At 42.4% G+C, this 13,493-nt stretch carries 12 protein-coding genes and 1 riboswitch; of the genes, 1 reads left to right on the top strand and 11 read right to left on the bottom strand.

Features of this window, described 5'->3' with window-relative positions; translation table 11 throughout:
- Nucleotides 1–111: 111 nt before the first annotated feature.
- The 8 genes from BG260_RS05850 to BG260_RS05815 all read right to left on the bottom strand — a co-directional run bounded on the left by BG260_RS05850 (nucleotide 112) and on the right by BG260_RS05815 (nucleotide 10,794).
- Entirely contained in the window at nucleotides 112–657 is a 546-nt protein-coding gene (locus BG260_RS05850) for a hypothetical protein (protein ID WP_069131024.1), read from the bottom strand.
- Between the two features lie 125 nt (nucleotides 658–782).
- Nucleotides 783–1,520: a PIN domain-containing protein gene (locus BG260_RS05845; RefSeq protein WP_069131023.1), complete on the bottom strand. Its 738-nt coding sequence runs from the start codon at nucleotides 1,518–1,520 to the stop codon at nucleotides 783–785.
- A gap of 40 nt (nucleotides 1,521–1,560) precedes the next feature.
- A complete protein-coding gene (locus BG260_RS05840) occupies nucleotides 1,561–2,019 on the bottom strand; it encodes a hypothetical protein (protein WP_069131022.1) in 459 nt (152 codons plus the stop codon).
- A 23-nt stretch (nucleotides 2,020–2,042) separates the two neighbouring features.
- Nucleotides 2,043–2,639, bottom strand: a complete 597-nt coding sequence (locus BG260_RS05835; protein WP_069131021.1) for a hypothetical protein — start codon at nucleotides 2,637–2,639, stop codon at nucleotides 2,043–2,045.
- Nucleotides 2,640–2,644: 5 nt separating this feature from the next.
- Nucleotides 2,645–2,833, bottom strand: coding sequence for a hypothetical protein (locus tag BG260_RS05830; RefSeq protein ID WP_069131020.1), 189 nt, complete (start codon nucleotides 2,831–2,833; stop codon nucleotides 2,645–2,647).
- Nucleotides 2,834–2,954: 121 nt separating this feature from the next.
- Nucleotides 2,955–4,067, bottom strand: a complete 1,113-nt coding sequence (locus BG260_RS05825) for a 6-bladed beta-propeller (protein WP_069131019.1) — start codon at nucleotides 4,065–4,067, stop codon at nucleotides 2,955–2,957.
- A 558-nt stretch (nucleotides 4,068–4,625) separates the two neighbouring features.
- Complete coding sequence (locus tag BG260_RS05820) at nucleotides 4,626–8,201, bottom strand: vitamin B12-dependent ribonucleotide reductase (RefSeq protein WP_069131018.1); 3,576 nt, start codon at nucleotides 8,199–8,201, stop codon at nucleotides 4,626–4,628.
- 688 nt (nucleotides 8,202–8,889) lie between these two features.
- Nucleotides 8,890–10,794, bottom strand: a complete 1,905-nt coding sequence (locus BG260_RS05815; RefSeq protein ID WP_069131017.1) for a TonB-dependent receptor — start codon at nucleotides 10,792–10,794, stop codon at nucleotides 8,890–8,892.
- A gap of 65 nt (nucleotides 10,795–10,859) precedes the next feature.
- Nucleotides 10,860–11,079, bottom strand: a riboswitch (cobalamin riboswitch).
- 311 nt (nucleotides 11,080–11,390) lie between these two features.
- On the opposite strand from BG260_RS05815, the gene BG260_RS05810 reads away from it, so the two are divergent.
- Nucleotides 11,391–12,113, top strand: coding sequence for an acyl-[acyl-carrier-protein] thioesterase (locus BG260_RS05810; protein WP_069131016.1), 723 nt, complete (start codon nucleotides 11,391–11,393; stop codon nucleotides 12,111–12,113).
- A 4-nt stretch (nucleotides 12,114–12,117) separates the two neighbouring features.
- On the opposite strand, the gene BG260_RS05805 is transcribed toward BG260_RS05810, so the two are convergent.
- From BG260_RS05805 to BG260_RS05800, 3 genes are all read right to left on the bottom strand, one after another.
- Nucleotides 12,118–12,297, bottom strand: coding sequence for a hypothetical protein (locus tag BG260_RS05805; RefSeq protein WP_069131015.1), 180 nt, complete (start codon nucleotides 12,295–12,297; stop codon nucleotides 12,118–12,120).
- Nucleotides 12,294–12,422: a hypothetical protein gene (locus BG260_RS14440; protein WP_281179582.1), complete on the bottom strand. Its 129-nt coding sequence runs from the start codon at nucleotides 12,420–12,422 to the stop codon at nucleotides 12,294–12,296. The genes BG260_RS05805 and BG260_RS14440 overlap by 4 nt, the downstream gene beginning before the upstream one ends.
- Nucleotides 12,423–12,586: 164 nt before the next feature.
- Complete coding sequence (locus BG260_RS05800; RefSeq protein ID WP_069131014.1) at nucleotides 12,587–13,402, bottom strand: aldo/keto reductase; 816 nt, start codon at nucleotides 13,400–13,402, stop codon at nucleotides 12,587–12,589.
- Nucleotides 13,403–13,493 lie beyond the last annotated feature (91 nt).

Here is a 13,493-nt window from a genome sequence, read left to right as displayed (position 1 = left end):
TTGCAAGCGGCTGAACGATTTAAATGTTGTTCAATAAATACGACTTCTTCAGGATTGTGAGCCCGCAAATATTTCGCCCCGGTCCCCACGCATCCTCAGTTAATGCGATTGTTAGGTCTCTGGAGATGATTTTTCTTCATATTCACCAGTTCTTATTTTTCGATGAATCTCCTTTATTACTCGTTCCTCAAGTTTACCAGGATGAACATCTAATTTTTTATTGAAGCTACAATTTTCACATTCTATACTAGAAATTTCTCGATAAGGTACTGTATATTCATTTCTAATTACTGGTTGATAAGAACATTCTGGACAAAGAGGTATTAAGCCCGTTACATCTCCAAGATACCAACTCCATTCCCAGTCAATTCCCAATATCCTGTCGATTGTATAGTCTTGATAACTATTTTCTTGAGTTGTTCTAACATTCAATAATACAACACCTGCACCTAACCCAATTGATAAAATTACAATTAAAATGAATAACCATACTGAAATTGAAAAGGATGCTATAAAAAGTCCGCCTATATATATCAAAGTACAAAACAAGTAATTTACTACTTCTACTGTTGTGAAAACTTCTACAAAAATGCCCACAATTAACGGTAGAATAATACCAGTGATAATTAAGTTTTTTTTTCGATTCTCCTTATTCATTGAGTTGTAATAAGATTCCAAATAAAGCTAACGGTTCGGTGTTTCTGCGGCCGGGTTGTCAATTAATTGTTCAGCGAGAAGCTGTAACCGGTCCGCAGGAAACACTTGTTAGCCAATCTTTTCAACTATTTACCCCTTGCAATATCAATTTGAGTTTCAATCCAATCTTGAACATAATATTCAACATATCTATCAATTTCTTTTAGCATCTGATCTGGCAGTCTTAAAGCTTCTCCGAGATGCCTCGTAAATGTCATATTAGCTTCATCTAATAATGATTTTAAGTCAGAATGGATTTCATTTTTATTATTTTTGGAAGAAAATTCTTCCGAATTATAGGACACAAAAATAGAGTCAGTTATACCTACAGATTTTTCTTTCAAATACTCTGCAGCACTTATAATAATTAATGCATCGGCAACACTGTTTTTGTTCTTAATGAAAGGAGCTTTCTTTTGAAGAGCCCATTCCGTTGCGCGGAGTTTCATTTTGTCAGTAACTGGAATTATTTCACATTCATGAATTAGTTTTTCAGTTTCTTCAACTTGTTGCTTTGCAGATTCTTTAAAATCATTCCGATATCTTAAAAAATCTTTTACCAAATCTGAATACTTGCCTTTCGTTTTACTACTGTAATTTTCAAAGACTTTTTTGGTAGCGTCAAATATTTCATCTGCCTTTTTTGAGATATCCTTTAATGTTGTCTCTTTGTTTCTATTCCACTCTTCAATTATTATTTCATTGGTTAATAAAATAATTTCACCAGATTTCTTCTTTTTTTTGATTTCATCAATAATACCTGAAGGCCAATCTTTCGCTATGTAGGCAATCCAAATATTTGTATCTAAAACTAAACTGATCATAGACAGATATTTTTGCTTGTGATCTTATAAATATGAATTTCTATTCAAACAACTTCAATTTACGGTACAATCCGAGGTAAGCATCCCATTGTGTGAAGTAGAGCATCTTTTTTCCATCTAGAACTATTTTTCCTGGTGCTCTATTAATAGTTTCTACAATATATGCCTTCTCGTTACCTGTAACACCTTTTTTAGAAATCAAAAACAGCTCAGTAGGATTATTGAAATATTTTAAAAATACTTCTTTACTGTTAGGGGATGTGTTACTCTGTTGATTTTCTAGATTGATAAGTTCATCACCGTAGAATAATCTTACCGCTTTTTCAGATTCACTTATATGGATATATGTTATAATACTGTCTGAAATGGGCTGACTATTATCGTCAAGTTCTATTTCAAATTTCTTTTTGCCTTGGTTATAAGTAAAATAGACTTGAGTGGATGAGAAAATTTCATGTACGCCAACTACTTTTTTAAATAATGATCTTATAAAACTCATTTATTTGTAAAAAGTTAAGATTTTTACGTATAAATTATATTCATTCTTTTATCTAATGAATATTCATACTTATTCATAGCAACTTTAAAATGATTTTTAATTCCATTAAGTTTGTGACTTATGTCATATCCTCTCTGACTTTGATAATCTCTCAATATCTCATTACAAGTGTAATCTACTAATGAGCCATTTTCATGATTCTTTTTCGACATCTCCCTTAATATATATTTGGATGATTTAAATAGACCGTCAATCCTGCTTTTATTTAATGCCCGGTTATGCTCTCTAATTTCATTGAAAACTCTTTCATTAATTACATCAATAAAATCTCTTTGACTGGAATTAATTTTAGAATCTAACCTAATAATCATAAAGCAAGAAGTAATCATCGCAGTATCAGCAATTCTGTTCACAGGTAAGTTTCTCTCATATCCAACTAAATCAATACCATATGAAATAATTTCCGCTGTGAAGAAGGATACAGTGGAGATACATTCTTGTTCATTTATTGTACCTCTCCCAAACAAGTTTAAGTTGTTCTCTAAGTTTTGATTAGCCAATTCGAACAACTTGTTCATTCGATTTTCTCGACGCTTATTGAAGTAATCTGAGATTCCCATAACTTTTATAATTCTGTTGAATTATCTGTTAACCATTTTCTCAATTGTGTTGCTTCTTCACCTTCAAACCTATAATGATATGGACGATCTCTGTCGTGCGTATTGAAAAAAAGAGTGATTTCACCCTCTTCATCAATTAGATGTATTACACTTTCTATATTAATGTAATGATTTGAAATCTTTAGAATGTTCATAGATCAGATGTTTTGTTTAAAGTTGGCTAACGGTTTGGCGGTTGTGCGGCGAGGCGATGAATGGTCCAAAGCTCTTAGCCAAAACGAGTCCGCACGAACCGCTGGTTATGCTACTTTTGATTTACTTGTTCACAGAAAATGAAATTAATGAGTGTACACCAAACTCTGACTCTTTAACTCCATAAGCCTTGCCATTCTTAATTTCGTGAAAAATGACAGAGTCTTTTAGTTTTGTATGATATAACCTTTCTCCATCACTATTAAAAACCCACCACAGTTTGCCATTCTGGAAATCATCTTGATTCACTGCTACCCAAAAATGTCCATCATCATCGATTAAGAAGGTTTCAAAAAAAGGCTTTACCTCTGGAAGTTGTTCATTAATTTCACTTTGAATATTCCGACTAACATAATACTCATCATCCAGAACTGATTGTCTTTCCTGACTACTGACTTGAGTTGGTTCAAGCGGAATTTCAAAAACCTGTGTAGAATTCTCCGGGTTTTGAAAATCGAGTTTATGTATAGTGGGCTCACTGTTATGGCCATAAAATAATACATCGTTTTCTTTACTAAATATCGGTTTAGTACCGAAGGCTAGTGGGCGAACACCGAAACCCCTGCTATTACTAAACCGAAAATATTCCCTTTGAGGCAATTGATGGACCTCTGTATACTCTTGTGTCATTTTATTAAACAGTTGCAGCTTCTCATATTTAGTTTCCAAAAGATCCTGTTGAGAAAAGCCTTCTCCAAAAACAAAGAGGTAGTTTTCCTCGTCATAAGGCCAAAAGTTCACTACTCGTCTAAAAGCTCGATCGGGATATATGAAGTCATCAATATGAGTTAATTCTCCTAAATCGTTTTCAATGCGAAATTCAGATACTTTGAGCTGACTACTATCTACAATGTATAAAGACTGATTATTCACATATATCTGAGCTAAAGTCTGATATTCCCCAGGTCCCTGACCACGGTTATCAAACTCTCTAATCAATGCTCCATTTTGATCGAATATCAATATGCTATTACTCTGGACATCGGCAACGAAGACATTATTAAATGAATCAAGATATATATTCCGAATGAAGCCAAAATCAATATCGTCTGTTTCAGATAAATCAAACTCTACTGACAACTCGATTTCACTAACCTGTTCTTGATTTAACTCGGTGTCCGACTCCGAAGTACAAGCAAGCATTAATAAAAAAAGGAAGGGTAATAGTCTTCTCATAATTGATGAATGTTTTATTAGTAGCATAACATCTATTTCCCGGCATTATTTTAGATAGTGCCTTTGTCCGATAATAATCCAATCATATTATCAAAGCAAGTAAACACAAGGTTTTGCCCGAATAATATTTATCGGCAAGATCAGAATGTCCGAATAAAACACCGATTCTCTTCCAATCCGCGGCCTCACCTCTTGCTTCTATCTTCTCGGTTACCGCTGTGTGCTATTATCATCCGGTGGGAAAAACTCTTGAGTACTTCTTTGTCAATCGGATGATCGTACTGTGTAAATAATTTCAACGTCTGTTCGAGCAGAAATCAGACATGGTATTTCTGTTCCTCTCCAATACCATTGCTGCTAAAACAACATCTGTTAATATCCTACCCTGAATACTACTCCTCATAGAAATACCATGTCTTTTACTCCGCTCTCCGAAAATGATCGGAGCACGGCGCAGTGACGATTCAAAAAATCTCGCCTCTCGCCCGCCAATAAAAAAACAACCCGGAGGAGGTTCGGTCCCCCGGGCTGAAAAAGACTAGTCTATCGATTGCTAAATCAGGAGCACCCTGTCGTAGATCCGCACGTTATGCACTTTTGGCATGTCCCATTCCGGATCATCGTCATGCTCCCGCACTCGGGGCAAGAGTCGCCTGTATAACCAAGCTGTTTAGCTCGATCGAAATCGCTTTCCGCCTCTTCTTCTATCGCGGCAGCTCCTTCTGTCTGGGCTACCGGATTTTTCTTCTGCTGCACTCTGCGTGCAACTTCTTCTTCAAGTTCATCCTCTTCGGATGGCCTCAATTTTCGTGTCATGATCTCCTCGGGAGCCACATGCGCAAGGTCATCGCGCTCCAGGTAGGTTACCGCCAGCTCACGGAAAATGTAGTCGATCACAGACGTGGTCATCTTCACATGCGGACTGCCGGATACCATACCGCTCGGCTCAAACTTGGTGAACACAAATGCGTCCACAAACTCTTCGAGCGGTACGCCGTGCTGCAGGCCGAGCGAGATGGAGATCGCAAAGCAGTTCATCAAACTTCGGAACGCCGCGCCCTCGCGGTGCATGTCAATGAAAATCTCACCCACCTGGCCGTTTTCATACTCACCGGTACGCAGATAGACGCTCTGCCCGCCAATCTTCACTTTCTGTGTATATCCGTTTCGACGGAACGGCAGACGCTTCCGCCGCGCTACATATTTGTGAATGATCTTCTCAGCGGTTTTCACCACATCATCCTGTGCCGCAAGACTTTCTGCTTCATCCTCATCCTCCTCGAGCTCTTCAAACACATCACTCATAGAGTTGAGCGGCTGACTCAGTTTCGATCCGTCTCTGTAGAGAGCGTTTGCTTTCAGCATCAGCTTCCATGAATCCATGTAGGCTTCCTTAATATCCTCCACGGTAGCCTCATTCGGCAGGTTGATCGTCTTGGAAATCGCACCGGAGATGAACGGCTGAGCCGCTGCCATCATGTTGATGTGTCCCTTGGCGGATATGAAACGGGTTCCGGTTTTTCCGCACTTATTGGCGCAGTCAAATACTGCCAGGTGCTCATCTTTCAGATGCGGTGCACCCTCCACGGTCATTGTACCGCAAACATAGTCGTTCGCCTCGTTGATCTGGTCGCGGGTAAACCCGAGATACCGCAAAATGTCAAAATTATGGTCGGAGAGCTGATCTTCGGAAATACCCAGAACATCCTTGCAGAAATCCTCGCCCAGCGTCCACTGGTTAAAGGCAAACTTGATGTCAAAACTGCTTGGCAGTGCCTCTTCAACCGCTTCAAGCTGTTTGTCGGTAAATCCTTTCTTCTTCAGCGTCTCGGCATTAATGTGCGGACATCCATCCAGTGAACCGTAACCTTTGGCGTAATTTACAATCGCCTCAATCTCTTTCGGGCTGTAACCCAGGTTCTTCAGCGCAAGCGGAACGCTCTGGTTGATGATCTTGAAGTAACCGCCGCCTGCCAGTTTCTTGAACTTCACCAGGGCAAAGTCCGGCTCAATTCCGGTGGTGTCGCAATCCATCACCAGCCCAATCGTTCCGGTCGGTGCAATTACGGTTACCTGCGCATTTCGGAAGCCGTGCTCTTCGCCCAGTTTCACTGCGGCATCGGAATCCTCTCGGGCAGCTTTCAGCAGATAGTCCGGACATTGGTTTGCATCAATCCCTTTCGGCTTGATGGTGAGGCCTTCATACTCCTCAGGCGCCACATTGTAGGCTGCACGCCGGTGGTTTCGAAGCACGCGCTGCATGTGCTCTTTGTTTCGCTCATATCCTTCAAACGTGCCGAGCTCTTTGGCCAGCTCGGCACTGGTGGCATACGACTTCATATGCATAATAGCCGTCAGGGATCCCGCAATGGCGCATCCGCGCTCACTGTCGTACGGCGCACCCTGAACCATCAGCGCAGCACCCAGGTTGGCGTAGCCGAGACCGAGCGTTCGGAAGATATAGGATAGCTCCGCAATCTCTTTGGACGGGAACTGCGCCATCAGCACAGCGATCTCCAGAACGGTTGTCCAGAGGCGGGTGGCGTGACGGATCGACTCCACATCAAACTCTTTGCAGTCCTCATCCTTGAAATATTTCATCAGGTTGAGGGACGCGAGATTACACGCGGTGTTGTCCAGGAACATGTATTCCGAGCAGGGATTACTCGCCTTAATCGGCCCATCTTCGGGGCAGGTGTGCCACTCGTTAATGGTATCGTGATATTGTGTACCGGGGTCTGCGCAAGACCATGCCGCATAGGCGATGTCGTCCCACAATTCACGCGCCTTCAGCGTCTTCATCGGCTGCGGATCACGATTCTCTTCTGCCGCACGCTTTTTCTCTACCCGTCCATACAGATTCCACTCCTTGTCGTCTACAACGGCTTTCATAAAGCTGTTAGGCACACGAACGGAGTTATTGGAGTTCTGCCCGCTCACGGTGGCGTAAGCTTCTGAATTCCAATCGGTGTCGTACGTATCAAATTCAATATCAGTAAATCCCTGAGCTGCAAGCTGAATCACACGTTCAATATAGTTCAGCGGAACCTGATGCTGCTTCGCTTCCTTGATTGCCTGGCCCAGATCTTTATTCTTCAACGGATCGCGGCTCACCGCACCGTTATACATCTGTCCGTCCACATCTACCGGCTCATGACAGAGATTGATAATCTTCTTCAGATACTTCTCGGTGATTTTTGAACCGGATACAATGGAAGCCACTTTCTGCTCCTCTCTCACCTTCCAGTTCACATACTCTTCAATATCGGGATGATCCAGGTCGAGTGTTACCATTTTGGCAGCCCTTCGGGTTGTACCTCCCGATTTGATGGCTCCCGCTGCGCGGTCACCGATCTTCAGGAAGCTCATCAGTCCGGATGATTTTCCACCGCCACTCAGCGGTTCACCCGATCCTCGCAGTGATGAGAAGTTGGATCCGGTTCCGGAGCCATATTTAAAAAGTCTTGCCTCACGAACCCACAGATCCATGATTCCGCCTTCATTCACCAGGTCGTCATCCACACTCTGGATAAAACAGGCGTGCGGCTGCGGATGCGTATATGCATCTTTGGATTTGGTGAGTTTTCCGGTCTTGCCGTCCACATAATAATGACCCTGAGCCGGACCGTTAATTCCGTATGCCCAGTGCAATCCGGTGTTGAACCACTGCGGGCTGTTAGGCGCCGCCATTTGATTCGCTAGCATATAGCAGAGTTCGCTGTAGAAAACCTTCGCATCCTCTTCAGAACTGAAATAGTCGTGCTTCCATCCCCAATAAGTCCAGCATCCCGCCAATCGGTGAAAAACCTGCCGGCTGTCAATTTCGTGTGAGTAACGCTCCTCCTCATCCATCTTCTTGAGGGCTTTCTCATCCGGCTCCGATCGCTGCAGCCACTCCGGTACTCCTTTCTCCTTCACCTTTTTAACTTTGGCAGGAACTCCGGCTTTCCGGAAATATTTCTGAGCGATGATGTCCGTTGCAACCTGCGACCACGACTTTGGAACCACAACATTCTCCATCTTAAAAATGACGGATCCGTCCGGGTTCTTGATCTCTGACTTTCTCTTCTCAAATTTGATGGAATCAAACGGGGTCTTCCAGTCTGGCTTGGTATATAGTCGGCTAAATTGCATAGGCGTTACTCCTTAACTTATTCTTAACGTGTCTGATTGCTAATTACTTACTTCTCGTGAGATGATATCTGGTTGAACCAATCAACCTCTGATTGCTAAATATCGTGCTTGGTAATATATCCGAGCGTAGCTATCACAGCAAGAAAAAATTCAATTACTTTTCCACAAATCCATCAAGTTATCCACATTAGAAAATGTTGAACGATAACTTGAATTTTAACTTGACAGCCATACCGCCAAAACTGAATGTACCCAAAAACCTCTGATGCAGTTTTATTTGCCCCGACTGAGATATTAACAGCACCCTGTGGATAATTAAGGCTGTTTTTACAGCTTAAACTTAGATTTTAGGGTTATCCACAAAATATACGAGTTATCCACATTTCGGGGTAAATTACTCGAATCGATAAATTTTGAAGCACTGCGAATATTCTGTTTTCAACAATCCAATCTCTTCGGGCAATCGTGTCTTTTGAGGATTTTAAATTATTTTTTAAACTTTTTGATGCACAGATTATAGTTATTTAATTGTATATTTTTTCGAGTTTAAAATCGAAACCATCCATACAGACACTCACTCCCCATAGTAAATGGGAAGTGAATATTTGACTGATTAAATATCGGCTGACCGATTCAAGCATCATACTTATCTATACGCAAAAATACCTATCCCGAGTTCTGTTTTGGATCAGGGGTTAAATCCAATCCGCGCAGTTATCAGATAACTTCGTCCCGGTAGCGGATACCCATCAATAAACTGGTTTTGACTGTCGCCAAGATTACGCACCCGGGCAGTAATACTGAAGCGGTACCGATCAATCGGTATCTCTACCCTGCCGAAAAGATCTGTCTCCGTAAATGAACTTAGTGGTTCGGCAAGAGTATTGTCTTGGGTAGTATAGCGCTCACCGGTATAGCGAACATCCGTTCCGGCAGATAGGTTTTTCCAGCTGACGTTCAGGTGTGCCCTGTGAGACCATTCGGGTACGTAAACCAGCTGACCGCCCTCAGCTTCGGGATTCGATTCATCCTCTGTAATGGTTGCATCGGTGTAGGTACTTCCGCCTTCGATTGTCAGGCTCAAATTAGACGATAACCGGAAATCGTTCCTCAGGTTCAGCTCAATGCCCTTGGTCTCAATTTCATTCACATTTCGAACGGAGAGCCCGTTTTGATCAAACACCCAGAGAATGCCGTCTTTTTGTACTCCGGCAAATCCGTTGATCTCGGCCTCAAATCGTCCTCCATCGTAGTCATGGATGGATAATATACCCGCTTCGGCTTTATGATTTGTTTCAGGTTCAAGATCCGGATTTCCGGCATCGGGCCAGTAGAGATCGTTCAGCGTAGGTGCAACGAAATTTCGGCTCCACTGTCCCCTGAGAATCAAAGCGTCCTCAAACAGGTTGTAGTTGGCTCCAAATGAACCACTGACGGCATCACCGGCTGTTTCGTAGAAGTCGTAACGAATTCCGCCAAATAACCTCAGCGATTCACCCGACTGCCATTCACTGTTCAACCGGTAGGCAAAATTGAATTGCGATTCATTTTGCTCAAAATTTGTACTCTCCACACGATTTACCAAAAACTGTGCGGATTGATCGGTTTTCAGGTTATCCAGCCAGTTCCGGCTCCACCCGATCTCATTAGAAAACGATTTGATGTTTGTTTCACTTTCGGTTCCAAATGCTTCATCGGTGTAGTCGGTATCCGCATCGCTATAGATAATATTGCTGTAGAGCCGGTTGTTGTCGAACCTGTACTCGATGTTTGTAGCCGATCGAAGTGCACGATCGTCCTGAACCGCAGTTTCACTGGGAAAGCTCAGTGATCCGGGAGATTGATTCTCTACATCATAGAACCACAGCGTTGTTTTCATCGATAGCGGTTCCGTTTCGTAGCCTGCATTAACCAGAGCGTTAAAAGCCTCTACCCTGTTGTTGTCGCGGGACTGAGTCTCGCCGTTGTTCTCAAATTCAAAATCGTTGTCCGAAGCTTCTCGCTGCAGGGAGAGTCCGGCGTGCCAGCTTCCGGAGCGGTGAGTCAGGTTCACTCCCTGAAGATTCTGACCGTAGCTGCCAAGAGTCTGCCAGCCTGAGTAGCTGCTGGCCGCTGCACCGGAGTCGAGATAGAGTGTCCCTCCGGCAGCTGAACTGCCGTAAGCGGTGCTGCTATTACCGGCACTCAACTCCATCGAACGGATAAAATTTGCAGGCATCAGGCTCAGATCAAATACGCCGTTTACCGGATCATTCAGGTTGAAGTTGTTCCAGACAACCTGAGTACGGCCTGGACTGTATCCTCTCAGTGACAGGTTGGAGAGTCCGCCGGGGCTATATTCCCGAACTACAGCTGAACTTCTTTTACCGATCAATTCGGCAATGCTTCCCGTTCCATAGATCTCAAGATCTTTAGCAGTAAAACGGGTAACGGATATAGGCTGATGCTTGCGTTCTGCATTAAAACGGGTAGACTGTACCGTGATCTCCTCTAACGTAAGAGTATCGGCTACAGCTTGTGCTTGAGTACATTGTGGGAAAATCAGATATAGGAATAGAGTTGTAAACAGTGTTTGCACAGATAGAATTTTCATGGAAATAGGATTTGATATTCGATTACAGTGAATCGTTCCGAAAACTTTAACTCCCGAAAGTTTTCTGGGAAATAGAAACGGTGGCAGGTCTCCTGGCTTGTTCAGCTGTTGATTCAACCTTCCCGTCTGATTTGTACAGACAGTGGCAAGATAAGGATCAACAGATACCGATCATGATGATTGGTTCTGAACTTACAGTTGCGGGTACAGCTTCCGAATGAAACGGAATTCCCTTTTCATCCCGGTTGTATTCTATACCGGGACACCACGATAAACTATTCCAAAGAACTGTTCAAAGCTACGGGCATCTTCATAACAATCAAAAATTTCTTTTCCACAATGTGTTGATAACACCCATAATCGATGTTTAATGGGAAAATATGCAGATGTTTAATATCAAATTTTTCCAAATATTCAAATCGCAGATAAAGAGTTCGACTCCTTCGGAATCTTTTTATTTACCTGTTCCATTATACCCCGAACGGGTTTAATATCTAATTAATCTTTTATCCGGTCCCACCATCCAAACAAATTCTCAACGTCAAAATTCTTATGTTATCAATCTGACGGCAAATTTTATTATCAAACCATTTATAATGGAAAAAATCTACACCATCCCCTTCAAAGTCCGCTCGTACGAGGTAGACCGAAATGAAAAAGTCACCTTCTCCTCCATTTGCAACTATTTTCAGGAAACTGCCGGTATTCATGCACATCACCTCAATTTCGATATATCTCAACTACATAAAAAAGGTCTGACATGGGTTCTGTATAAAATGCACATAAAGCTTCTTAAACAGCCAAAACGATGGGAAGAGGTGGAGGTCACCACCTGGCCTTCTGCCGGTGACGGACTTCGGGCTTTTCGGGATTATGAGATGAAATCCGGGACCGGTGAACTATTGGCTCACGCCATCAGTCAGTGGATGGTGCTGGATATGAAAACAAAACGCCCGGTACGAACACCAAAAGAGATTTCAGAAATGGGGATAAAAGATAAGCCCCACACGATTGAACCTGAAAGAAAGTCCATCAATCCCCTTTCTACGGACAAGGCTGAACTGATTACCATTGTTGGCAGAAATGATTTAGACATGAACCACCATGTAAATAATGTCCGGTATATCGACTGGATGACCGGCTATCCGGCGGACGATCATAAAGGTTGCAGGGAGATGGAGATTCAATACCTGGCGGAATCCGTTTTGGGAGACACCATTTATCACACATCAGAAATAGATGGCAATCGAATGGTACAGAGCTTATTCAAAAATGAGGAGAAGAAACCTATCGCATCTTCAATTTCCTATTGGGATTAGGCCCTTACTCGCTATCCTCTTTTGATGAATCCACAATTTTTGGCTCTTCTGGCCGGCGTCGTCTGAAGTCTTCAGGGTGTTCTTCCATCTCTTTAAATTCCTTGAAGGTATAGATCAACCCAACAAGAAAAAGCAAGACCGCAATCAAACCGGACGATATAAGAAAAGGTACACTGCCCATCATGATCTCCCCCTGTATTTTAAGATTTTAAAGTAGGCGCCAAAGCCAAGAATGGACGGAACCCAAATTCCTACAAAAAGTCCGGCATCCTGGTCCCCGCTAATCCATAGGGCAATTGACAGTGCCATAGACAGAAGTGCTGCAGACAAAATAAAATAGTCGGATCGCTTAAGCGATATAAACTCTATTTCTTTTCAATAATCATGTGCTTATTAAAAAAGAAATAGATGGCAATCGTTCCGTAATACGGAATATGATGTTGATTAAAACATGATGTTCAACAAAGAAAAGATTACCAGTCCGGAGCAAAAGAGGGATTCACCAAACGAGTGGTTTTATCCAGATTGTCAATCTCCTCAAAGTGTTCATCCTCAAGCTGGAAATCAAAAATATCGATATTCGCTTCAAGATGTTCTCTGGATGATGCCTTTGGAATGGCAATTACATTCTCCTGTTCAATAAGCCATCTCAATGCTACCTGAGCAGGTGATTTTCCGTAAGCCTCTCCAATTTCCTGAAGCGTTTCATTTTCCATTACCTTACCCTGTGCAAGCGGGCTGTAAGCCGTAATCAGAAAATCGTTATCGTATGAGTAGTCCAGTAGATCAAACTGTTCCAGGAATGGATGAAATTCCACCTGGTTGGCAAAAATGGGTATTCGAAGCTCTTCGAGGACTTCTTTGGTAAGAGACAGCGGAAAGTTACACACCCCGATATTCATCGCCTTACCCTGATCTCTGAGAACCAGCATCGCCTCAAGTGTTTTCTCCAAAGAGTACTGCTTATTTGGCCAGTGAATCATCAAAAGATCCACATAGGGGGTCTGAAGGTTGGTCAGGCTCTCTTCCACAGTCTGCAGAACATCATCGTGTGCAAGATTTGTGTGCCAGATCTTGGTCGTCAGGAATATATCCTCCCTTGGTACATTTGCATACTGAATGGCATCTCCGATCTCTTTCTCATTTTTATACATTTGAGCGGTATCGATGTGCCGATATCCAATTTTGAGCGCGTCTGTCACGACTTTCTTACACTCCTTTCCGTATAATTTATAGGTTCCCAAGCCAATTTCAGGTATGTCAATTCCCTGAGCTGTTTTGAACTGCATGAATTTGTTTGTGAGTAGGTTTAATTAAATTTAAGAGTGATTCTCAATGAATATTTAAAGATATCGCAGATGAAAGGGAAAAGCCAATAAA

It is taken from the genome of Rhodohalobacter halophilus (assembly GCF_001715195.1).
Taxonomy (GTDB): Bacteria; Bacteroidota; Rhodothermia; order Balneolales; family Balneolaceae; genus Rhodohalobacter; species Rhodohalobacter halophilus.
This window is presented reverse-complemented; position numbering and strand designations above follow the sequence as displayed.